Consider the following 21,651-nt stretch of genomic DNA (forward strand, 5'->3'; position numbering starts at 1 on the left):
TGGAGTAGTAGAGAATGCCAAAACGTACTGACCTAAAAAGTATTCTTATTCTGGGTGCTGGCCCGATAGTTATCGGTCAAGCATGTGAGTTTGACTACTCTGGTGCTCAAGCGTGTAAAGCGCTTCGCGAAGAGGGATACCGAGTTATTCTGGTTAACTCTAACCCTGCGACGATTATGACTGACCCTGAGATGGCAGATGCCACCTACATTGAACCTATACAATGGGAAGTAGTACGTAAGATCATCGAAAAAGAACGTCCTGATGCAGTACTTCCTACAATGGGAGGGCAAACGGCTCTTAACTGCGCACTTGATTTAGAAAAGCATGGCGTGCTTGAAGAGTTCGGTGTTGAGATGATAGGCGCAACTGCCGATGCGATTGATAAGGCGGAAGATCGTTCTCGTTTTGATAAAGCGATGAAGTCTATCGGTCTTGAATGTCCACGTGCTGATACTGCTAAGACTATGGAAGAAGCATACCGCGTTCTTGATATGGTCGGTTTCCCATGTATTATTCGCCCTTCATTCACTATGGGCGGTACCGGTGGTGGTATTGCGTACAATAAAGAAGAATTTGAAGAAATTTGTCGCCGTGGTTTAGATCTTTCTCCGACTAATGAATTGCTGATCGATGAGTCTTTAATTGGCTGGAAAGAGTATGAGATGGAAGTGGTTCGCGATAAAGCGGACAACTGTATCATCGTATGTTCTATCGAAAACTTCGATCCTATGGGTATCCATACTGGTGACTCAATTACAGTGGCTCCAGCACAGACATTGACGGATAAAGAATACCAATTGATGCGTAACGCCTCGCTTGCGGTACTGCGTGAAATTGGTGTTGAAACGGGCGGTTCAAACGTTCAGTTTGGTATCAACCCGAAAGATGGCCGCATGGTTATCATTGAGATGAACCCTCGTGTGTCACGTTCATCAGCTTTAGCATCAAAAGCAACCGGTTTCCCTATTGCTAAAATCGCAGCCAAACTGGCGGTCGGCTTTACTCTTGATGAGCTACAAAATGATATAACAGGTGGTGCAACGCCAGCATCATTTGAGCCTACCATCGACTACGTTGTGACTAAGATCCCGCGCTTTAACTTTGAAAAATTTGCTGGTGCGAATGATCGCCTTACGACTCAGATGAAGTCAGTTGGCGAGGTGATGGCGATTGGTCGTAATCAGCAAGAATCGTTGCAAAAAGCATTACGTGGCCTTGAAGTTGGTGCAAACGGCTTTGATGAGATGGTCGATCTCGATGCGCCAGATGCTTTAACGAAAATTCGCCATGAGCTAAAAGAAGCAGGTGCTGAGCGTATTTGGTACATTGCAGATGCGTTCCGTGCAGGCATGTCAGTCGATGGTGTATTCAACCTTACGGCAATCGACCGTTGGTTCCTAGTTCAAATCGAAGAGCTTGTTAACCTAGAAAACCAAGTGAAAGCGGGTGGTTTCGCAGGTCTGACTCCAGATGTATTGCGCAAGATGAAGCGTAAAGGTTTCTCTGATGCTCGCCTGTCTTCAATCCTTGGTGTGTCTGAGAATGAAATCCGTCGTCTACGTGACCAATATGACATTCATCCTGTCTACAAGCGTGTCGATACTTGTGCGGCTGAGTTCTCATCTGATACAGCTTACATGTACTCATCTTACGATGAAGAGTGTGAAGCGCAGCCTACAGATAAAGACAAGATCATGGTTTTGGGCGGCGGTCCAAACCGTATTGGTCAAGGAATCGAATTTGATTACTGTTGTGTACATGCTTCACTTGCACTGCGTGAAGATGGTTACGAAACCATCATGGTTAACTGTAACCCTGAGACGGTTTCTACCGACTACGACACTTCAGACCGTCTTTACTTCGAACCTGTAACTTTGGAAGATGTACTTTCTATCGTACGTGTTGAAAAGCCAAAAGGTGTGATTGTTCAATACGGTGGTCAAACACCACTGAAGCTGGCTCGTGCGCTGGAAGCGGCAGGTGTACCTATTATTGGTACTAGCCCAGATGCGATTGACCGCGCAGAAGACCGTGAGCGTTTCCAAGCAGCTGTTGACCGTCTTGGCCTTCTACAGCCTGAGAACGCGACAGTAACGACTATCGAGCAAGCGGTTGACAAGTCAAAAGAGATTGGCTTCCCACTGGTTGTGCGTCCTTCATACGTACTTGGTGGTCGAGCTATGGAAATCGTGTACGATGAGCAAGATCTGCGTCGCTACTTCAACGAAGCAGTAAGTGTATCAAACGAGTCTCCGGTACTTCTTGATCGTTTTCTAGATGACGCAACTGAAGTGGATATCGATGCTATCTGTGACGGTGAGCGAGTGGTGATCGGCGGTATCATGGAGCACATCGAGCAAGCGGGTGTTCACTCGGGTGACTCTGCATGTTCACTTCCTGCTTACACGCTAAGTCAAGAAATCCAAGACAAGATGCGCGAGCAAGTTGAGAAACTCGCATTTGAGCTAGGTGTACGTGGTCTTATGAATACCCAGTTTGCGGTGAAAGACAGCGAAGTTTACTTAATCGAAGTAAACCCTCGTGCTGCACGCACTGTCCCGTTTGTTTCTAAAGCAACAGGCGCGCCACTGGCTAAAATTGCTGCACGCGTAATGGCAGGTCAATCTCTAGATTCTCAGGGCTTTACCAAAGAGATCATCCCACCTTACTACTCAGTGAAAGAAGTCGTACTACCGTTCAACAAGTTCCCTGGTGTTGACCCACTGTTAGGCCCAGAAATGCGCTCTACCGGTGAAGTTATGGGTGTGGGTGCAACCTTTGCAGAAGCTTATGCGAAAGCGGAACTAGGTTGTGGCAATGTTTACCCAGAAGGCGGTCGCGCACTACTGTCTGTTCGCGAAGGTGACAAACAACGTGTTGTTGATCTCGCCTCTAAACTGACCAAATTGGGCTACCAGTTAGATGCGACTCATGGCACAGCGATCATCCTAGGTGAAGCAGGGATCAACCCTCGTCTTGTTAACAAGGTACACGAAGGTCGTCCACACATTCTAGACCGTATCAAAAACAACGAGTATACCTATATCGTGAATACGACGGCAGGTCGTCAATCGATCGAAGACTCTAAAGTACTGCGCCGTGGGGCCCTAGCAGAAAAAGTGAACTACACGACAACTCTCAATGCGGCATTTGCCACTTGTATGTCACATACGGCTGATGCTTGTGCCTCGGTGACTTCAGTACAAGAGTTACATGCAAAAGTGGCGAAAAGCCAAGCATAAGTAGACAAGGTTTACGCTGTATAGAGACTATAAAGCCTGCTTATTCAAGCAGGCTTTTTTATTGGATAAACAGTTTACCTAATAAGTCGCTCCGAGCTCATGAAGTTTTTATTCATGATTGGTTGGGAGAATAGCCCAAAGGCTGTGTGCCCTTTAGTCCGTTAAGTGCTACGGAGTAGTGAGTGCTGGATGATACGGTAATGAATAACACCTTCTCTTTACTGATATTGGCTTGTATATAAAACCCAAGCGGCACGAAAACCAGTACATCATCTTCTTGAATCGCGAGCAACATAGTGTAGTAGTAAGAGGACTTATTGGCAGATTCACTGGACCAAAATATCCAAGCGCTGCTTTCGTGTCGATAAAGGTTTACAAAACCATCAGACACGATATCCATTATTTTCGCTTTTAGATCAGCTGGAAAGGTGCCGCCGACCACTTCATCAAGCTGTACTTCAAGCTTTGAAATTGCCCCTTGAGGAGAATCACTCGATATTACAGGTTGGATAGTCCTTTCGATATGGATGTTATTCTCTTTTGCTAATTGTTCAGCTTGAGCAATATTCAATTCTAATGATGAATTGAGTGCTTGTTGAAATACTCGAGTTGCCGCTATTGCTTGGCTGATGTATTGAGGCTCCAAAGCAAATAGCGTTTTGAACTTCAGGTCTTGTTGCTCGTCTGTTGCCAAAACCCTTGAATTTGGAGCTAAAGCATTGTTTTTTAAAATTGAGTCACCCAGTACAACAGGGCTATTTACTGGAGTAACCTTGACATCTCTAGTGATGTGCATATTGGCTTACCTCTATGAAATTAGCTAAGTTGTCTGACGGCTTGAAGTCCTTTCAGTTTGATGTCTATCTTATCACTGTCTATCGTCAGCATGTCCGGTTTATGTGGCTGACTAAAAATGCTATGACTGTTATTTTCTATCTCAACTTCTATTGAAAGGAGACTGACAGCCATAAGAGGGCCTGTGCGATTGCTTTGAGAAATAACGAGGAAATTGTACTGATAGTGGGCATGATTACCCTGATTTGTTTCAGTTTCTGAATAGCCAAACCAAGGTTGATCCTTTTGTTTATCGAGATCGCAAAATGCGTGGGCTACTATGGTTTGGAGTCTTTGCTTATCGAAAATACCGAATGAATCTTGTGCAGTCAGTTGGCCTGCTATGTCTGAAGTGAGCATGGATAGGGCTTGATATTGTTTGTTTAGTTCTACGTTTAATGTTGCAATTATTGCTAACCCAGGCTCTGCTTTGATTTGTGCTTTGGCCAGTTCAAAGTCAATAATGCGGTTTTCATTTGAACAGTCAGTAAAGAGTTTGGATAGCTCATATGCTTGAGTCAGATATCGCTCATCCTCAACTTCTAAAAATACCTGATAAGGTAACTCTTTTTGTTTACAAGGCACGATTTCAATATTCATAAATAACCTCTTAGAAGATGTAAGGTTTATATCAGCGTTCTAATGCTTCGGCTATGACCATACTTTTAAAGTTCATGGTTTGTGTGACTTTTGAACCTGCCACCAAAGACAATACGTTACTATCAGAGGACTTTAAGTGAATGTCGACGGATGTAAGCTGGCCAACCATAGTGGCACCTGTCGACTGATTTTGCACAATGTTAAACATATTGTACTGGTAGGACACTTCTTTTTCACTTTGACCAAATATCACAAAGTAACCGCCATTTTTCTGAGCATTGAGATCTAAAAAAGCTCGCGCAGCCATACCAAATGCAGCCCAATTTTCAGTCACCGCTCCTTGAACCATACCAATCAAATTTTGTAATTGATCTATCGCGACCCATGCTTGCATTGTTTGAGCTGTTTCGGCAACCGTCTTTGTGCCAACAACTGCCATGGTTTTATGGCTTTTAGCAATAGTAAGAGCTTGGTCAAAATCTATACCTTGTGTTGCGGTGTGAAGATTGTCAAAGGCACTTAACATATTTACTGCTTGATCTAGATGTTCGAGATTGATGTTTAAGATGGGGCTGAAAATATCAGTTTTAATATCCGGTGCTATGGTTACCGATTCCATGACCTTTCCTTAGTTGATTATATTGCGAATTAGGAGGTGGCAAATGGCCACCTCCGAGGCTTTTATGCCTGTAGCGCTTCAACGACAGTGATTGATTTAACGTTCACAGAGTAGTTGTGCTTATCTTTGGTTGTAATCCAAAGTACTTTCTCTTTGTCGACATCAACAGTGATGGTTAAGCCAATTGGAGCGGCTGCCATAACCGAGCCTGTATCTTTATTGGCCACAGCGAATAAGATGTTGTAGGTGTAGGTGGTCTTGTGCTCGCTTTCCTTACTCCAGAAAATCCAAGAACTTTCTTTTTGCTCATTGAGGTTCGTAAAGCCTTGCTCAATCGTATTTTTGAATTTTTCATAGGTTGGCGTTTCTTTGTCTAGGTAAACACCCACAACAGTATCAAGCAGGTTCATGACATCATCGACCATAGCCGATACTTGGTTATCTTGTTTAACGATTGACTGGTTTATCGTGCCTGTGACTGCCATTTCTTTGTGTTCTTTGACAAGCTGTAGTGCTTGGTCAAAGTTAAACTCTAGCGTGTCACCATTGATGGCGTCTTGAAAAACTTGTGCCATTTCAATTGCTTGATGAACATTCTCTGCTGGAACTTGAAACAGAGTATTGAAGTTAAGCTTGCTTTCACCTGCCTTTTTGATCACATCGTTACTATCTAGAACGACAACGCTATCAAAAGTCATAATCTGATCTCCATGCTGTATTGGTTGGGAGTAAAGTTCATCCCAAGGTCTATATGCAGATCGTTTTACATGCAGGTTTGGTGTTTCATAATTGCGACACTATTCACATAACGAACAACTCGTTATTAAAAGGTATTATTTAAGTTATTGATTAATATTATTTTTACGATTGTTGAATCAATAGTGACCTGTGCTGCGTATTTGGAGGGTTTGATTGATAGTATTCATTTATCCACGATAGATTAAAAGTTTATCTATCAATAAGGAGTTTATTTTTATAAAGAAGCGTTAAATTAATAACGCTCTTTTTAATAATGGATTATTTGAAAATACAAGTGGTTCTAGTAAAAGCATCATCAAATGTTTGGTAAACCAATCCGTTATCTAAATGAGCGGATATATGCCCGTCATAGCCCATACTTGACCACTCATCTTGGTTTCTAAATAGCTTGTATGACATATCTTGATCTGATGTATACCAATCAGACTGATTTAAAGAAAAGCTTCCCCACTCTGAAAATAAATAACCAAACATTCTTGCGGTTGGAAAGAGTGCAATATCCTCAATCTTGGGTAAGCTGCCACCTAGTTTACTACAGTATTGCTCAGACTGAGAAAAGGTTCGGATCATATTGTCGGGTGTAGAGAAAAAACTTGGATTAAAAGAATACGTGAAACTTGAGCCTACAGAGTCAGAGATGAGCAATTTGATTTTTCCTTTCTCTCTAATGGTTAGGACATCTTCTTTAATATCTACATTACCTTCTGTTACTTCAACAGAGTAAGGTGCTACGCCGCCTATCATATTAAGCTTCATGGTTGCACCACTATATGCGGTTTTAGGCAAGCCAGAAGTCGCGCCATTTAGAGCTAGTTCTTTTCTCATTGGAGTACCATAGCTCATCGTAATGGATTCAATAGAGGGAGTGTTTTCATCTTTTGGTTGATAAAGCGCATTATCAGCGAAACACAGTTGGCTTGAAGCCAGTAAAGAGAAAACTAACGCTGTTTTTTTCATCGCAGGGTTATCCTTTTATGTTATTGGGTTATCAATTTACATTTCGGATAATAGTGATTTAGTTCCCACTTGCTAGAAGAAGCAGCGAAAGCTTTGGCTCCATTCCATGCAATCGGTTTTGTATCTAGATTCTGGTCACTCAATATATTTTCTTTTGTTCAGTTTATCTAAACGATAATTAAGAATATCTAGATATTCTTAACTTTAATTATTAGATATCTTAGTTGAGTACTTTGACGGACATCAAAAACAGCTCGTTTTTCCTGCCCTTGTTGCTTCTTTGGCTGCTCACCCAAAGAAGAGAAATAATAAATGTCACTCATAGGTATCTTATATGAAAAAGCCTTTAAAAGCCTTGATACTGGCTATGGGGTTATCTCTTGGTTCAGCGAATAGTTACGCTCTTTCTCTCGAACCGCTCGATAAAAATTTTACTCTTCAACTGCTTGGATCTGGTGGACCTATTTCCGATGATCTTCGCGCCTCTTCCGGTGAACTTATCTGGTGGAAGGGAAAGTCACAAGTGATGATAGATGCTGGTGGCGGAGTTTACCTAAGGTTTGGTCAAGCTGGCGGTAAGCTTGAGGATCTCGATTTTCTCGGTCTAACTCATTTTCACACCGATCACGTTGCTGATGTGCCAGCACTGCTTAAAGGTGGTTACTTTTTTGATCGCCAAGATCCTTTAGATATTGCTGGGCCTGAAGCCGGTTCGGCTTTTCCTAGTATGACCGCCTATATGCAAGCATTGTTCGATGGTGATAAAGGTGCTTACTCCTATCTCAATGGTTTGTTTGATGGCAGTGATGGCTTATTTCCTGTCACTATCACAGACGTACCCTACAAATCTTCACAAGGAACCAAAGTTTACCAGCAAGATGGACTGACCATTTATGCGCTCGGGATTCCCCATGGTGATGTACCTTGCCTAGCCTATCGCATTGAAAGCGAAGAAGGCGTGATGGTAATTTCTGCTGAACAAAATGGCAGTAATCCGGACTTTGTCGAGTTTGCTAAAGGGGCTGATATTCTTTTGATGCCTTTAGCGATTCATGAACAAGCCGATGAAGTGTCGTCATTTTTGCATGCTAAGCCCTCAATCGTCGGCAAAATCGCCGCACAAGTTAACCCCAAACTTTTGGTCCTCAATCATTGGATGGGGCTAGGTCTTAAGCTCAAACCTGAATCGATCAAGATAGTGAAACAGTATTACAAAGGTCAGGTGATTGCTGGACACGATTTATCTAGTTATCCCATGAGCGCTGCTAAGGAGTTATCCAATGAACAATAAACTCGTTCTATCTATTGCAATGACATCGGTTATTACTCTCAACTCAGGTATGGCTTTTGCTGATACTTCGCCGGAAGCTCCGGTTGAAGCCCAATCTAAATCAAAGCATGGCGGGAAATGTGCAGCGGGTAAATGCGGCACAGAAAAGCGCTTTGAAAAACAAGAATTAACAAGTGACCCCCAAGGCCGATTAGTGCGAGCTCGTGACGGTAAATGTGGTGTGACGGGAGAGGGGATCGCTCCTTCTTCTGAAACCATCAAGTTAACTCAAAGTAAAATCACAGGTGGGATATGCGGACAATAACCAATACGTCAAAAGGACTAGGGCTGCGCAGTGAATATATTGATTTGCTGGGCCAGCTACCTGAACATCCTGATATTGATTTTCTTGAATTAGCGCCAGAGAACTGGATGAATATCGGCGGTATGAAGCGCGAACAGTTGCAAGATATTGCGCAAAAATACCCTTTGGTTGCTCATGGACTCAGCTTATCTATTGGCGATTGTCAGACTTTAAATGAACCTTTTATAAGAGATGTCGCGAATTTTCTCGATGAGTTTAATATCGAAATATACAGTGAGCATTTGAGCTTTTCGCGAGACAGTCAAGGCTATTTGTATGAGTTACTACCGATACCAAGACAAAAAGAGAATATTGCTTATTTAGTTGAACGTATTCAGCGGGTCCAAGATTTAGTTCAGCGACCAATTGCGCTGGAAAATATCTCTTATTACCACAGTTATAGTAACGAAATGCCCGAGGGAGAGTTTATCGCTGAGATCTGCGATAAAAGTGGCTGTGATCTGTTGCTGGATATCAACAATGTGTTTGTAAACAGTCACAATCACGGTTATTGCCCTTACAACATGCTCAATAGCTTACCAAGTGAGGCGATACGCTATTGCCATATTGCTGGTCATCTTAAAGAAAAAGATGGTTTTTTGCTCGATACCCATGGAGCGCCAGTTCCTGATCAAGTATTGGATTTAGCTCGCTACACCTATGGTGTTCACGGTAGTAAACCTTTGCTTCTAGAGCGGGATCAGAATATGCCATCCCTACTGGTACTCGCTGAAGAATTGCGCAGTATTCGTAGTGAAATACAGGAATTTGGTCAAACGCTCGAAGGGCTTTGTAAGGGGGGGAGTTAATGCTTAATCCCCCTAGCCAAATGTTGGCTCAAACCGAGCGTTTATCGGCAATGATACGTTTACCAAACGAGCACAGAGATGGTTGTCGATACAGCGAATTTATTCGTGATAATGTTTTTGGTGTGGTGACTAACACCTTCCCACTTTTTTCAGCACAATTTTCTCATTTACAACTTGAGCAAATGATTGATGGCTTTGTGGCTAAACATGCTGCCTTTGAGGCTGAATTTCACCACATAGCAAGCGAATTTGTACAGTTTGTGCAGAAAGATGAAAGTGCTAGTTCGGGAACTATGTTATTGCAACATTTAGCCTTGCTTGAATATGAATGGGTTACTTTTTGCGTAGAGATCGACGCTGTAAGCGACAATTTGAGTGATTTTTATCGAAAAGAAGTAATAGAGAGCGACAGCTTACAAGTCAATCCTACTTTAAGGCTCAATCAAGTCCCTTTCCTACTTCATCAAGACTCAGTGACATTTTTAACCACGGATCGTCATAGCGTGTTTTACGGCGTATTTCGCAACCAAGAGCAGCATGTCGTCTCTCAGAGGCTAAGAGATATTGATATCGCTTTGATTCAAATACTGATAGACCAACTTGATTTAACTTCAGCTCAACTACAGCAAAGGGTTAATCACAGCAATATCAGATTTAACGTGTTGGGGTGGGTGCAACATTTTAGTGAATTAGGACTTATAAGGTCTAATTTTCAGGAGAATAATTATGATTAAGTCAGCTATTAATTGGTTCGATGGCTTAGTAGAAAAGTGTCAAAGATATGATTATCTGGCCTTACTTGCTATTCGTCTTTATCTTATCCCAGTTATCTTTGTTGGCGCTCGCTCTAAAGTTTTGGGATTCTCGGGCACAGTCGCTTGGTTTGGTGCTTCTACGGCTGATGGTGGCTTAAACCTTCCTTTTCCCGAGCTTCTCGCATTTCTTGCTGCCGCGACTGAAGTGGTCGGGTGCATTTGTATTGCTCTGGGTCTTTTTACCAGACTGATGGCCATTCCTATGATCTTTTTGATGAGTGTTGCCAGCGCCATGGTGCATTGGAAACATGGTTGGGACGCTATTGCTACTAGCAGCATGGAAGCAAGTGTGCGGTTGAACGGGTTTATTGAATGGCTAGCTGCTAATTTTCCCGGTCGATACAACTATATTACAGAACTTGGCGATCCTGTGATGCTCAATAATGGGATGGAGTTTGCCGCAACCTATTTTGTTATGTTGATGGTGCTGTTTTTCTACGGTGGCGGCCGGTATGTGAGCCTAGATTACTGGTTACGCAAACCATTTAATGTTACTTCAGTTAAACCTAACTAGATCTCCATTCACTCAAACCCGCTGCTTTCGCAGCGGGAAAATCTATATTCTTGTATTCAGTAGCAAAACCAAACTTATAGTGTATTATGCGCATATTGTTTTATTGATAATGTTAAACAGTTGTGGATGTACGTAACGCGGACATGGAAGCGATGTGCCATGTATTCAAACGCTATATTGAGTACATGGGAGTCGACCAGACGGTGTCTTTTTCTCGAGTAGATACTCAGTTAGAGCAAGTGAAGACCGTGTCGACCAACTACTCGTGGCATCTGGCTTATTGGGGTGATGAGCTGTACAAAAACCTCCATTCGCGCCTCAAACCGGGGATTAATCTTTGGAACAGTCAGGGAGCCCAAAACTTTCGTGAGTCGGCCAAAGCCAGCCATAACCGTGTTGATATTGTGACGAATCAGGGCTCACAGTACGATATCCTCTCTATCTCTTTGCCAATTACGCCCTTACCTTGCGATGTGGTCAGTCAGGCGATTGCGTTTCGTCCTAAGGTTAACCACCTTGCGCTTGAATGCTGGAGCGATAAACAAATACACATCTCTATCGATAGTTTGTCGACAGCTAATTCAACTCAGCCGAGTGTTGCTGAAAACAAACCTTATGTGTTTGGCAACTTGATGCTGACGCAAGATGAACTGACGAGTGTGCGTTACTTTCTTGAGATGAAAACCTTTCAAGAGGTGGCTTTACTTCGCGGTTGTAAAGAGACAGAAGAAGCCCGACGAATCTATATCATCAAATGCAAACTTAGCTGTGAATCTCAGCCTGATTCGGTCTTCTTTAGAAAATTGGTGGAACATGGAGTGACGGTCGCGTGTCTGGACAGTTTCATCATGTATCGTTAACGGTTAGTGATTTAGTCGCTAGCCAAGATTTCTATGCATTGCTTGGTTATCAGCTTGAACGAAGTTATTGGGATGAGCAGGTCACCATTCACATGTTGGAAAACCAAGGCTCGAGAATCGAGCTTTTTCACTTTTGTGGGGACGTTTCAGCCCCAGTTCCTGAATCTTTGATCGCGCTAAAAAGAGTGGGCATCACCCACTTTGCTTTGCGGGTCAATGATCTTGAAGCCTTTCATAGAAAATTATCGGAAGTTACTAACATTACTACTATTTACAACGCTAGGCTAGGTAGTTTCCGTTACTTTTTCTGTTCAGACCCCGATGGAAATCAATTAGAACTTATAGAGGAGTAAAACAGAATGTCACTTACTTGGAAGCAGCGCTCCAGTGCTGTCCTTGGTAATGCCATGGAGTTTTATGATATCGCTGTATTCGCATCGATATCTATGTACATATCCCAGCTATTTGCCACCCAAGGCATTGAACACTCAGAGCTGGTGGTGTGGGGAGTCTTTGCTCTACGTTTTTTGATCCGGCCTTTTGGCGGTGTCGTCATTGGTCGCTATGCCGACAGATATGGTCGTAAACGGGCATTGGTTTTTTGTAACCTATTGACGGGTTTAGCAACTGTCTCGATGGCGTTTGTCCCCGTAGATAGCGTCGGGCAGTACATTGTGGCTGTATTCTTGTTTTTTCAAATGATTCAAGCATTTAGCTTCGGTGGTGAATACCCAACCCTAATCAATTACCTTCTCTACGATGCGAAGAAGTCAGAACGTTCACGTGTGAGCAGTTTGATTGTCGCGAGCTCCATTGTGGGTGTGATCATTTCCCTTCTTATCGTTGCGGCTTTAGAACACTACTTAACCACAGAAGAGATGAGTGATTGGGGATGGCGAGTACCATTGTTAGTGGGTGTAGCAAATATCATTGTAAGCTTATATTTACGTCTTTCTCTACCTGAATTGCCTAAAGCGGAAGCGGTGGCCAGTAAGTCTAGTTGTCAGATAATTGCCAAAGTGTTTTGTATTTCCATTCTTGGTGCTGTGGTGTTCTATGTACAGAACCTAGCTAGCGGCATTTTGGGTAAAGCCATGGGGATCGACAATCTTGCGTTGATAAATTCATCGTTACTTGTTTTGTTGTTGCTCGTATTTTCTTTTCTCGTCGACAAATGTTCTTCACCACAACAAGCGTTTAAATTTGGGGCGCTGTTTATGCTGTTTGCGGCGATACCTTTGTTTGTGCTTCTTGATTCTAGTGAATTTATCTGGCAAGCCATAGCTGTGTTTGGTATCAGTGCGTTGGCTGCGATCATTTTAGGTAACTTGGCTGCGCTGTTATGGCAGCAATCAGCTAACCAAACTACCGGGTTAGGAATTGGTTATAACATTGCATTATCGATTTTTGGTGGCCTCACGCCACTGATAGTGACAGAAGCGATGTTGTTAAGTTCTGCTTATGTTGGCTTGTATGTTGCCATAGCGACCTTGCCTGGATTAGCTGTATTGGCCCGCTTTAATGCAGGCGCTGATCAAAAATCAGTTCAGATGGTTTAGTCATTAGGTTAAAACATGTCCCTCAAGAAAGTCATATTTTATATCCAGCGGCTTTCTTGAGTTTTTGTTGTCTAAGTAATCAATAAGCCTCCTCTTGACATTTTGTTACTATTCAAAGCTTCGAGCCTGCTCAAGGATAAATCAGAGTACAATTTTTCTTTGAGTGATGGGAATGGATAAGAGGCACTTTTATCCATACATTCTGTTTTTAATTAATCATGAAAAAAAGGAATAGGTTAATATCTAAGCTTTCCTTATGTGGGTCTAAAATAGAATGATATGTTTATTATCAATTATTGATTAACAAGCTCTCGATATGGACATCTCATTTGAAATATTAGCCTTACTTTTCTTTGTCGCCACTGCGGCTGGTTTTATTGATGCTATGGCTGGTGGGGGAGGATTACTCACCTTGCCAGCTTTACTTGCAGCAGGCGTTCCACCGACTCAGGCACTGGCGACCAATAAGCTGCAAAGCTCATTTGGCAGTTTCTCGGCGAGTTGGTACTTTGTTCGCAACGGTATTGTGAGCCTCAAAGAAATGCGCCTTGCTATTGGCTGCACCTTTGTAGGCGCTGCGATTGGTGCTGAAGCTGTTCAGTATGTTGATGCAGGTATTCTGACCAGCTTAATTCCCATTTTACTCTTGGCTATTTCTTTGTACTTCCTACTCATGCCTAAGGCTAAAGCACACTCTGGTGAAGCAAAGATATCAGAGGCGATGTTTGCCTTGTGTGTGGGTGGCGGTGTGGGTTTTTATGATGGATTTTTTGGTCCCGGAACGGGTTCCATCTTTACCGTGTGTTTTGTGGTGATTGGACAATTTTCTTTGGTGGCGGCGACTGCTCGAACCAAGGTGCTCAACTTTACCTCCAATATTGCTGCGCTGCTGTTTTTTATTATTGCTGGCTTGCCTATTTGGCAACTCGGTTTAGTGATGGCGATTGGCGGTTTTATCGGGGCGCGTCTTGGTGCGAAAGTGGTGGTAACAAAAGGGCAAAAATGGATTCGACCCTTGGTGATCACTATGTCTATGGTGATGGCACTTAAACTGCTTTGGCAACAGCATCACCAATGGTTGCTATCAATGTTTTAACTCTGGGAGATTGATATACGTTTTGTCTGACACAAATATGGATAGGACGAATAAGATGCGCCAGTTCAGTAAAACGAAAACAGTACTTTTCTGAGATGCTTAAGGTTTTGATAATGGAGTTAGGTATAAGCGCGGGCGCGGTTCCACCTAGAGCAAGCTGAGCGGCGGCTGTATAAGCGTCCATTTCCATAATTGGTGTGATATTGAACTTATCGAGAGTTTGTCGCTGATAACTGTTGGATGGATTGGTTAAATCATTGGTAATTATGGTATCGGGCAGCTTATTTAACGGCTTATTATACACAATTGCAAAAGGCTCATCAGCCAAGTGGAATGTGAGTAGGCCATGATGGGCGGGCATTAAGCCAGCGCAAAGGCCCAATGTGGCTTTACCCGATTTGACATGTTCCACAATTCGCGGTGTGTGATTGGTAGTGATGGTCAAAAAGGCATCGTGTTTTAAGTAATCCGCGATGGTTTTACCAAGATATCCTGCAATCAGAGACTTTGAACTATCTAGAGTTATCCATGAGGTATCTTGCAGAGTTTGCTGTTCATAAATAAGGCCGCGCAGCTCGTTAAATGATGGGCCAATACTGTCGATCAAAGCTTGTCCATCTGCAGTGAGTTTTATTGAACGGCCGTCAGGCTCAATCAGTTTTTTATCCAGTTTCTTTTCTAAATTGGCAATCCGTTTGCTGACTGCTGACTGGCTGATATACAGTAAACTTCCCGCACGACTCATGGTTTTGGCTTTGCTCAAAACCAGCAAAGTTTCAATGCCTTCAAGTAACATAACTAATGTTGAAAAATAGGAATGAATAATTCAATGTAGCGCAACTTGATTTAGTTTCACAGTCGAGTTTCAACACTTAATTAAAAAAGGAGGGTATCCTCCTTTTTTAATTAACGCTATGCGGGTTGGTTTTTAGCTCTCTATGACCCAAGCCCAATTGACCTTGCATATTGTCGCCCCAACATTTGAGGGAATCATCGGCTAACAGAGCGCAAGTATGCTTATCGCCCAGTGATATTTGTTTTGCACTTTGGCCAAGCGTGACTGTGGTTGGAATGGTTTGGCTATCACGGCTGCCAATGCCTAGCTGCCCGTATTGATTATCTCCCCAACATTGCAGTGTGCCATTTTGTAGTATGGCGCAGCCATGCTGTTTACCGAGCGCCAGCTTTTCCACATCGTTTGAGAAGCTTAGGCTGCTTGGCCGTGCTTTGTTTCTTTGACTGCCTATTCCAAGTTGACCGGATTGGTTATTGCCCCAACATTTGACTTGTTTATTATCCAGTAGCGAGCAAGCAAAGTGCTCACCAGTTGCAATTTCTGATGAAGCGCGACCGAGTTCAACCAAAAGAGGGAGCATGTAAGACTGATTGTCTTGGGTGCGATTATTGGCGAAACCAATCCCTAGCTGACCAGAATAATTATTCCCCCAGCATTTTACTTGACCGGACTGAGTTTGTAGGCATGTGAAATTCTCTCCCACTTGGATATCGCTTAAAGGTGAGGTTTCCATCACATTGGTAGGACTTAGTTCACGTCGAGTTCGGCCTGTGCCAAGTTGACCAAAAAAGTTATCCCCCCAGCATTGCGCTGCATTATTAGCTTTGATTAAGCATGCATGATTGCTCCCCATAGATAACGCCAGTGCAGAGGTTTGATTCGGCAACGGCCTTGGAGCGAAGCGACGGTAAGAGCCCGGACCAAGTAAATAACGTATATTGTCACCCCAACAAGCAATATTTCCCTGAGTTGATAGGGCGCAGGAGTGGTCATCCGCTAGGCTAAGTTGCTCCGTGTCTTCGGATAGACTGACCAAGCTTGGTCTTGTTACGCTATGAACATCTGATAAACCGACACCTAGCTGGCCTGCGTAATTGTTTCCCCAGCAGTAGAGCTCATCTGAAGTTGATAGCGCGCAGGTATGGCTGCTACCTAAAGAGACTTGTTTCCAAGAAGTTGGCGTTTGTGCCTGTACAATAGAGATAAAGAAAAAGAGACTGACGAAAAAGAAAACCTTCATTTTAATCATAAACGCCTTATATTTTTATCCAATCAGTGTATAACCGTTATGCTATTAATTTTGACTGGTTAACACCTAGTGATGATTATTACTTAAAATAAAAATAGGCTAATGTCCATATCATTAGCCTATTTAATTCTATGTTTCTATATTGAAATACAGAGTTAAAGTTTATCGCAGAAACATAAGTTAACACTACAAATTGGCATTTCACCAGGAGGGCAGCTAATACTGGCTATTGAGCTAGAGGAAGAAAAAAGAGCGACAGCGAGTAATAGGATTGTTTTTTTCATAATGACCTTATTTTTATATTTTATAATGGATAAAATATAATGTGTTAAAAATTGTTAATGATCAATTTTTTAATAAATAAAATCAACTAATTCAATTAAATGCTTCAAGCTAAACTCTGAGTTGGAAGTTAGATTCTATTTGACCTTGGAAATAATAGGTTCTGTATCCATTGATTAAATAGCTTGAGCCATTAGCACGAATCACTTCAAAAATTTCCCATCGAGAGGTGCCACTGTCTGCAGGCTGAACATTATATCCAGAAGGGCACTGCAGAGACTTTTGTTGCCATAATGCCTCACTTACTCTGAATACCTTAAAGTAACGACCACTTGCTTCAGTTATACGCGCCCACTGTCCTTTTATGGTGACGTAGTTATCATCATGGTCTAACAGCCAATCCCAATCACGACCACCATCAGGCGGGCCACAATAGACATAAGTGGTAGTATTGGCACAGACTGACGAACTTAATAGTAGCAATGAAGATAATAATAGAGATGAAAATTTCATATGATAAACGTTCCTTGTTATTAAAATGTTACAACAAGGTAGGGTATTTCATTTGCCTGAGTAAATAAGTCAAGAATATAAAATATGCATAAGGTCTCAATTATTTAATAATAAATTACAATACTTTGATGTTTGGCTATAAAAATAGCATTGCTATTAATAGATAAGGTAATTAAATTACGTTTATAAAAAATTAAGTTGATTGTAATTATTTATGCAAAATTAACGCTGGATTATTAAATGAATTATGAGTATCTAATTATTAACTTTTAAGCTAGACCATGCATTTGCCTTATTTCTTCCCGCTTCTTTTGAGGCATACAATGCTTCGTCGGCTCGGGCTATGACCATATCCACAGTGCTGTCGTCTGGGGTAATTTCTGCAACCCCTAAACTCACGGTGACAGTACGATTTAGTGAAAAGGCGTTTGACTCAATGGCTTTTCTAATCGCTTCGGCAACTTTTAAAGCGCTCTCTTCCGGTGTTTCAGGGAGTAAGATGATAAACTCTTCTCCTCCCCACCTTGCTAATGTGTCTGTATGTCTGACCTTTTTTGAGACGAGTTCACTGAGCTCTTTAAGGCAATCATCCCCTGCATTGTGTCCAAGCTCATCATTGATTTTTTTGAAGTGATCAATATCGAACAGGATCACGCTGAGTGTCGTGTTAAAGCTTTTCGACTTAGCATGTTCAAACTGTATGTTTTCAGTAAAGGTATTTCGGTTTGAAAGCTTGGTTAAAAAATCGGTACTTGATAGGTAAGTTAGCTCTTTTTTATGAGTAAATTCAGAGTAAATATTCCAAATGTAGAACAAAGACACAACGATAATCAGGATAAAGTAGGTGGCGTAGTTTTGCAGTAAAGTCCCCAACAAATTGTCTCGAGAGCTGCTGATTAGGTAAGCCACATGTTGGTCTTTGAAGTTTTTGATTGAAAGAAAACTGATGATGTAATCTTTGCCTTGTAAAGAGACGGCCTGTGAGAAGCTTTCTTTTTTATCAAATAGCGGTTTTAGCTTGCTACTGTAGGTTTTAGCCTGATCAATAAGACTTCTGTGGTTAACGTCTCGTAAGTGTTTTTCAAACACAGCTTTGTCATAGTAATACCCATCAGTTAGAACACTGGGGATGTAGTGATTTTTCATGTCCTTAAACAATTTTGAGTCTACCGCATCCTGACTAATAATAAACTGGAAGTCATTTTGTGGATAAAGCTCGACCAGCAGGTCGACAATACTACCCATCGAAAGGGAAACTTCAACACTGCCAAGAGACTGTTGTCCTTTGTTAACGGGATAAACAAATCGATAGCCGTTGAAAATACGTCCTTCTTCAAAGCCTTCGACTATACGTTGTTCAGTGTTGGCTAACCGCACTGATTCGCGGATGGAAAACAAGTTATCACCGAACTTTTCGGGTTTGTGTACTCTGAGGAAACTATCACCATTTGGGAAGTGGAAATGTAACTGCCTGAAGTTGTGAGATCTGAGCCGCTTGTAGTCAGATTTTAGTAGCTGATACAACTTGAGCCTTGCCTCATCGCGCTTTACTCCATTTTCTTCTAACGCCACTGTTAAGAGCTCAAGCACTTTTTCGTTACTTATAATCTGCTGGTAAACAAAGTGAGAAAACTTGTTGTACACGCCAATACTAGAGCGTACTTTTGACTCCATAATAATGGAGTAATTGTCGAGAATCCGACGCTTTTGGTCCTGATACTCACTCACCAAAATACCAAAAGATATTGCGATGAGGGCAATGAGTGTGCCAAGGTGAACAAAAAGTCTCAGCCCAAGGGCGGGCCGCAAGTTTGAACTATGATGCAAACCAATTCCCCATTTGATCCTATGAACTATCGTTTACTGATAGTTTAGTATATTAATGGCTTGTGGAAGGTGATTAATGGATACGTTTTGGAAGGGGATTGATGGGGGTAAATAAGGCGCGTAATAGCGCCCTATGGTTTGGTTTCTTTACAATGACTCTGTAAAAGTTCGAGCAATGACGTCTCGTTGTTGCTCTGTAGTTAATGAATTAAAACGTACTGCGTAACCTGAAACTCTGATGGTAAGTTGAGGATATTTCTCTGGGTTTGCGACTGCATCTTCTAAGGTCTCACGTTTTAGAACGTTAACATTAAGGTGTTGTCCGCCTTCAATACGTGGAGCCGTTTCAATAGTTACCTCACGGCTTTCATACTCACCGAGATCGCTAGTCGCGATCACTTGATCACAAGTATATTCAGTCTGTGCGGCAACGCATCGCGCTTCGCCTTTCTCTGTGTCAAGTAGCCAAATTGAGTTAACTAGTGCGTCATTGGCAGCTTTGGTAATTTGTATCCCTTGGATCATGTCTATCCCCTATTCGAAATAATTGTTTGTTGGTGTTTTTTTCTAAATTTCCATACTTGATTATCATATAGCGCACTGACGTTTTCTTAGCTTTGATTTTAATCAATGAAATACTAAGTACTCTAAGTTGTTGATACTATTTAGACTGATTTAAATAGCTTTACTTTCTTGATGTATGTTTTATTTACTCTTGTTATAAAGGGTAAAAGTCTTACTTGGACTATTTTGTTGTTATTTTACTATATTGTTATTTCTGGGATTGAAATGTAAAAGGGCTTAAAAGTGGTGAATCTTTCAAAGGCAAAAGTGGTAAGCTCAATTGGTCGCTAGTCATAGTGATTGTCATCTTGAGAAGCATAAAGAGATGGTGGCATTGCCTCTTGAAATAAGTAGAATTGCCGCTTTTTAAACACTTTAAGCTCCGCCTAGCGGGTTTTTGTTTTGTGCTGTTTAAGATAAGAGTTAGTTAGGCGTATGAAATATAGATAGAAAAAAGCAAATAGACTCGAGTGCATTAATTACATAGCTGGGTTTTTGAAACATTGGCACTAAATTTTCATAGCCTAGTTAGGCTTGCAACTCATGAGGATAAAGTTATGCCGTATACATCCTTTTATATTCGTCCCCGCGTTTCTCGTATGCCAGTGCCAAACCGACATGTCACAGGACAAGGACACCATAGGATACCGCAAAAACATTAATATCACCTTGTTAACCGCTTTGTTCCTTGGACACTTTTTGCGACAATCAGTACAGCATTAACTAGAAAAGGAACAATACAATGGGCCAGCAACTTGCGTGGCATGATGTCATTGGAGCGGAAAAGCTGCAGGATTATTTTCAGCAGACCCTAAACTTCGTTGAGTCTGAAAGGGCTTTAGGTAAAGCCGTGTATCCCCCCGCCAAAGATGTTTTCAACGCGTTTCGAGCGACTGAATTTGGTGATATAAAGGTCGTCATCCTTGGTCAGGATCCCTATCACGGACCAAAGCAGGCTCATGGTTTGTGCTTTTCTGTTCTTCCTGGAATTAAACCACCTCCTTCCTTAGTAAATATGTACAAAGAGCTATCTCAAGATATTGAGGGGTTTGAGATCCCAACCCATGGATATCTGCAAAATTGGGCTGAGCAGGGAGTTTTATTGCTTAACACTGTCTTGACCGTAGAGAAAGGTAAAGCGCATTCGCACTCAAAAACAGGCTGGGAAACGTTTACAGACAAAGTCATTGAAGCGATAAACCAACATCAATCAGGCGTTATCTTTTTACTCTGGGGATCTCATGCGCAAAAGAAAGGCCGATTTATTGATCGTAAACGTCATCACATTTTAGAAGCGCCACACCCTTCTCCTTTATCTGCACACCGAGGTTTCTTCGGTTGCCGACATTTCTCAAGAGCGAACCATCTTCTCCAGTCCATGGGCAAGTCGGAGATTGATTGGCGATTACCGGTGTCAGTGGATGTGACTGAATAGATAGTTTTTCGTTGTTAATTTTCGACTAGGGTCAATATCCGATCAAATGCTTTCTTATACACTTACAAAAAAAAGGCTTAAGAGGTGTCATCATGATGATGGAAAGGATCCACAGAGAACACAGTTATATGGTTCGGCTTCTGGCTGTATTGAAAAAGAAAATAGCGCAAATGCATACAGAGCAGCCAATAAACTACATCTTGGTCAAGGAAATTGTCGACTATATGGCCAATCATTCAGAGCGAGTCCATCACCCTAAAGAAGATATTCTCTATCACTATTATACGGAGCATTACGGCCATAAACAGGAGATGGAAGACTTGGAGCAAGAGCATGAATTATTGTCAGACAAAACTCACGCTTTCCTCAATACGGTTGAAATGATTTTACAAGATGCTGTTGTTCCTCGACATATCTTTGTCGAGCAGCTTGAAGAGTTTATCAAAGTACAAAGGCGTCATTTGGAGTTTGAGGAGCGTTCCATTCTACCTTTAATTGAGAAAAGCTTTAATCTCCATGACTGGCAGGAAGTCGAAAAGCGTTGGAATGTCGGTGAGGACGATCCTGTGTTCGGTGATACTATCGCCGAAGAATATCAACAGATTGCCCAGCGTGTTCGCCAAGGTGAACGAGAAAGTGTTTAATTAAAATAAAAAGGAGGCACTTGTGTGCCTCCTTAAAGTA

The 21,651-nt window shown here is 42.0% G+C and carries 22 protein-coding genes; 12 read left to right on the top strand and 10 right to left on the bottom strand.

Annotated elements, in window-relative coordinates; translation table 11 throughout:
• The first annotated feature begins 14 nt into the window (after positions 1-14).
• Entirely contained in the window at positions 15-3,245 is a 3,231-nt protein-coding gene (carB, locus tag DPF90_RS04580; RefSeq protein WP_114785139.1) for a carbamoyl-phosphate synthase large subunit, read from the top strand.
• Positions 3,246-3,357: 112 nt separating this feature from the next.
• Here carB and DPF90_RS04585 read toward each other — a convergent pair whose 3' ends face one another.
• The 5 genes from DPF90_RS04585 to DPF90_RS04605 all read right to left on the bottom strand — a co-directional run bounded on the left by DPF90_RS04585 (position 3,358) and on the right by DPF90_RS04605 (position 7,014).
• Complete coding sequence (locus DPF90_RS04585; protein WP_114785141.1) at positions 3,358-4,041, bottom strand: cytolytic delta-endotoxin; 684 nt, start codon at positions 4,039-4,041, stop codon at positions 3,358-3,360.
• Positions 4,042-4,061: 20 nt separating this feature from the next.
• Entirely contained in the window at positions 4,062-4,679 is a 618-nt protein-coding gene (locus DPF90_RS04590) for a hypothetical protein (protein ID WP_114785143.1), read from the bottom strand.
• Positions 4,680-4,710: 31 nt separating this feature from the next.
• On the bottom strand, positions 4,711-5,298 hold the full coding sequence (locus DPF90_RS04595; RefSeq protein ID WP_114785145.1) for a type-2Aa cytolytic delta-endotoxin: 588 nt from the start codon (positions 5,296-5,298) through the stop codon (positions 4,711-4,713).
• 62 nt (positions 5,299-5,360) lie between these two features.
• Positions 5,361-5,996, bottom strand: coding sequence for a delta-endotoxin CytB (locus DPF90_RS04600; RefSeq protein WP_114785146.1), 636 nt, complete (start codon positions 5,994-5,996; stop codon positions 5,361-5,363).
• A gap of 319 nt (positions 5,997-6,315) precedes the next feature.
• Positions 6,316-7,014, bottom strand: a complete 699-nt coding sequence (locus DPF90_RS04605) for a hypothetical protein (protein ID WP_114785147.1) — start codon at positions 7,012-7,014, stop codon at positions 6,316-6,318.
• Between the two features lie 334 nt (positions 7,015-7,348).
• Here DPF90_RS04605 and DPF90_RS04610 point away from each other — a divergent pair, with 334 nt between their 5' ends.
• The 9 genes from DPF90_RS04610 (at position 7,349) to DPF90_RS04650 (ending at position 14,301) form a co-directional block, all read left to right on the top strand.
• Positions 7,349-8,305 (top strand): MBL fold metallo-hydrolase, encoded by a 957-nt coding sequence (locus DPF90_RS04610; protein WP_114785148.1) that lies wholly within the window; start codon positions 7,349-7,351, stop codon positions 8,303-8,305.
• Positions 8,295-8,609 (top strand): hypothetical protein, encoded by a 315-nt coding sequence (locus DPF90_RS04615; protein ID WP_114785149.1) that lies wholly within the window; start codon positions 8,295-8,297, stop codon positions 8,607-8,609. Before DPF90_RS04610 ends, DPF90_RS04615 begins: the two co-directional genes overlap by 11 nt.
• Positions 8,597-9,457 carry an MbnB/TglH/ChrH family RiPP precursor modification enzyme gene (locus DPF90_RS04620; RefSeq protein WP_114785150.1) on the top strand — a complete coding sequence of 287 codons (861 nt, stop codon included), beginning with the start codon at positions 8,597-8,599 and terminating at the stop codon, positions 9,455-9,457. The genes DPF90_RS04615 and DPF90_RS04620 overlap by 13 nt, the downstream gene beginning before the upstream one ends.
• On the top strand, positions 9,457-10,191 hold the full coding sequence (locus DPF90_RS04625) for a putative DNA-binding domain-containing protein (RefSeq protein ID WP_114785151.1): 735 nt from the start codon (positions 9,457-9,459) through the stop codon (positions 10,189-10,191). Before DPF90_RS04620 ends, DPF90_RS04625 begins: the two co-directional genes overlap by 1 nt.
• Entirely contained in the window at positions 10,184-10,786 is a 603-nt protein-coding gene (locus DPF90_RS04630; protein WP_114785152.1) for an HvfX family Cu-binding RiPP maturation protein, read from the top strand. The genes DPF90_RS04625 and DPF90_RS04630 overlap by 8 nt, the downstream gene beginning before the upstream one ends.
• 122 nt (positions 10,787-10,908) lie before the next feature.
• Positions 10,909-11,646, top strand: a complete 738-nt coding sequence (locus DPF90_RS04635; RefSeq protein WP_114785153.1) for a hypothetical protein — start codon at positions 10,909-10,911, stop codon at positions 11,644-11,646.
• Positions 11,616-11,999, top strand: coding sequence for a VOC family protein (locus DPF90_RS04640; protein WP_114785154.1), 384 nt, complete (start codon positions 11,616-11,618; stop codon positions 11,997-11,999). The genes DPF90_RS04635 and DPF90_RS04640 overlap by 31 nt, the downstream gene beginning before the upstream one ends.
• Before the next feature lie 6 nt (positions 12,000-12,005).
• Positions 12,006-13,205, top strand: a complete 1,200-nt coding sequence (locus DPF90_RS04645) for an MFS transporter (RefSeq protein ID WP_114785155.1) — start codon at positions 12,006-12,008, stop codon at positions 13,203-13,205.
• A gap of 316 nt (positions 13,206-13,521) precedes the next feature.
• Positions 13,522-14,301: a TSUP family transporter gene (locus DPF90_RS04650; RefSeq protein ID WP_114785156.1), complete on the top strand. Its 780-nt coding sequence runs from the start codon at positions 13,522-13,524 to the stop codon at positions 14,299-14,301.
• Here DPF90_RS04650 and DPF90_RS04655 read toward each other — a convergent pair.
• The 5 genes from DPF90_RS04655 to grcA all read right to left on the bottom strand — a co-directional run bounded on the left by DPF90_RS04655 (position 14,252) and on the right by grcA (position 19,493).
• Positions 14,252-15,097 carry a LysR family transcriptional regulator gene (locus DPF90_RS04655; protein WP_114785157.1) on the bottom strand — a complete coding sequence of 282 codons (846 nt, stop codon included), beginning with the start codon at positions 15,095-15,097 and terminating at the stop codon, positions 14,252-14,254. The two genes, DPF90_RS04650 and DPF90_RS04655, sit on opposite strands and share 50 nt — an antisense overlap.
• 106 nt (positions 15,098-15,203) lie before the next feature.
• Positions 15,204-16,346: an RCC1 domain-containing protein gene (locus DPF90_RS04660; RefSeq protein ID WP_114785158.1), complete on the bottom strand. Its 1,143-nt coding sequence runs from the start codon at positions 16,344-16,346 to the stop codon at positions 15,204-15,206.
• Between the two features lie 393 nt (positions 16,347-16,739).
• Entirely contained in the window at positions 16,740-17,141 is a 402-nt protein-coding gene (locus tag DPF90_RS04665; RefSeq protein ID WP_114785159.1) for a hypothetical protein, read from the bottom strand.
• 255 nt (positions 17,142-17,396) lie between these two features.
• Positions 17,397-18,968: a sensor domain-containing diguanylate cyclase gene (locus DPF90_RS04670; RefSeq protein WP_240314466.1), complete on the bottom strand. Its 1,572-nt coding sequence runs from the start codon at positions 18,966-18,968 to the stop codon at positions 17,397-17,399.
• Between the two features lie 147 nt (positions 18,969-19,115).
• Positions 19,116-19,493 carry an autonomous glycyl radical cofactor GrcA gene (grcA, locus tag DPF90_RS04675; protein ID WP_114785160.1) on the bottom strand — a complete coding sequence of 126 codons (378 nt, stop codon included), beginning with the start codon at positions 19,491-19,493 and terminating at the stop codon, positions 19,116-19,118.
• Positions 19,494-20,274: 781 nt separating this feature from the next.
• Here grcA and ung point away from each other — a divergent pair.
• Together ung and DPF90_RS04685 are read left to right on the top strand one after the other, a co-directional pair.
• Positions 20,275-20,967, top strand: coding sequence for a uracil-DNA glycosylase (gene ung, locus DPF90_RS04680; RefSeq protein WP_114785161.1), 693 nt, complete (start codon positions 20,275-20,277; stop codon positions 20,965-20,967).
• Between the two features lie 92 nt (positions 20,968-21,059).
• Positions 21,060-21,611 carry a hemerythrin domain-containing protein gene (locus DPF90_RS04685; protein ID WP_114785162.1) on the top strand — a complete coding sequence of 184 codons (552 nt, stop codon included), beginning with the start codon at positions 21,060-21,062 and terminating at the stop codon, positions 21,609-21,611.
• The last annotated feature ends 40 nt before the right edge of the window (positions 21,612-21,651 follow it).

It is taken from the genome of Vibrio tetraodonis (assembly GCF_003350295.1).
Taxonomy (GTDB): domain Bacteria; phylum Pseudomonadota; class Gammaproteobacteria; order Enterobacterales; family Vibrionaceae; genus Vibrio; species Vibrio tetraodonis.

Bases quoted from the DNA above. Each gene is read 5' to 3' on its own strand.
- DPF90_RS04645 (WP_114785155.1), top strand. From the start codon at position 12,006: ATGTCACTTACTTGGAAGCAGCGCTCCAGTGCTGTCCTTGGTAATGCC.
- DPF90_RS04620 (WP_114785150.1), top strand. From the start codon at position 8,597: ATGCGGACAATAACCAATACGTCAAAAGGACTAGGGCTGCGCAGTGAA.
- DPF90_RS04685 (WP_114785162.1), top strand. From the start codon at position 21,060: ATGATGATGGAAAGGATCCACAGAGAACACAGTTATATGGTTCGGCTT.
- DPF90_RS04610 (WP_114785148.1), top strand. From the start codon at position 7,349: ATGAAAAAGCCTTTAAAAGCCTTGATACTGGCTATGGGGTTATCTCTT.
- DPF90_RS04615 (WP_114785149.1), top strand. From the start codon at position 8,295: ATGAACAATAAACTCGTTCTATCTATTGCAATGACATCGGTTATTACT.
- carB (WP_114785139.1), top strand. From the start codon at position 15: ATGCCAAAACGTACTGACCTAAAAAGTATTCTTATTCTGGGTGCTGGC.
- grcA (WP_114785160.1), bottom strand. From the start codon at position 19,493: ATGATCCAAGGGATACAAATTACCAAAGCTGCCAATGACGCACTAGTT.
- DPF90_RS04600 (WP_114785146.1), bottom strand. From the start codon at position 5,996: ATGACTTTTGATAGCGTTGTCGTTCTAGATAGTAACGATGTGATCAAA.
- DPF90_RS04630 (WP_114785152.1), top strand. From the start codon at position 10,184: ATGATTAAGTCAGCTATTAATTGGTTCGATGGCTTAGTAGAAAAGTGT.
- DPF90_RS04665 (WP_114785159.1), bottom strand. From the start codon at position 17,141: ATGAAATTTTCATCTCTATTATTATCTTCATTGCTACTATTAAGTTCG.
- DPF90_RS04605 (WP_114785147.1), bottom strand. From the start codon at position 7,014: ATGAAAAAAACAGCGTTAGTTTTCTCTTTACTGGCTTCAAGCCAACTG.
- DPF90_RS04590 (WP_114785143.1), bottom strand. From the start codon at position 4,679: ATGAATATTGAAATCGTGCCTTGTAAACAAAAAGAGTTACCTTATCAG.
- DPF90_RS04585 (WP_114785141.1), bottom strand. From the start codon at position 4,041: ATGCACATCACTAGAGATGTCAAGGTTACTCCAGTAAATAGCCCTGTT.
- DPF90_RS04625 (WP_114785151.1), top strand. From the start codon at position 9,457: ATGCTTAATCCCCCTAGCCAAATGTTGGCTCAAACCGAGCGTTTATCG.
- DPF90_RS04655 (WP_114785157.1), bottom strand. From the start codon at position 15,097: ATGTTACTTGAAGGCATTGAAACTTTGCTGGTTTTGAGCAAAGCCAAA.
- DPF90_RS04650 (WP_114785156.1), top strand. From the start codon at position 13,522: ATGGACATCTCATTTGAAATATTAGCCTTACTTTTCTTTGTCGCCACT.
- ung (WP_114785161.1), top strand. From the start codon at position 20,275: ATGGGCCAGCAACTTGCGTGGCATGATGTCATTGGAGCGGAAAAGCTG.
- DPF90_RS04660 (WP_114785158.1), bottom strand. From the start codon at position 16,346: ATGATTAAAATGAAGGTTTTCTTTTTCGTCAGTCTCTTTTTCTTTATC.
- DPF90_RS04595 (WP_114785145.1), bottom strand. From the start codon at position 5,298: ATGGAATCGGTAACCATAGCACCGGATATTAAAACTGATATTTTCAGC.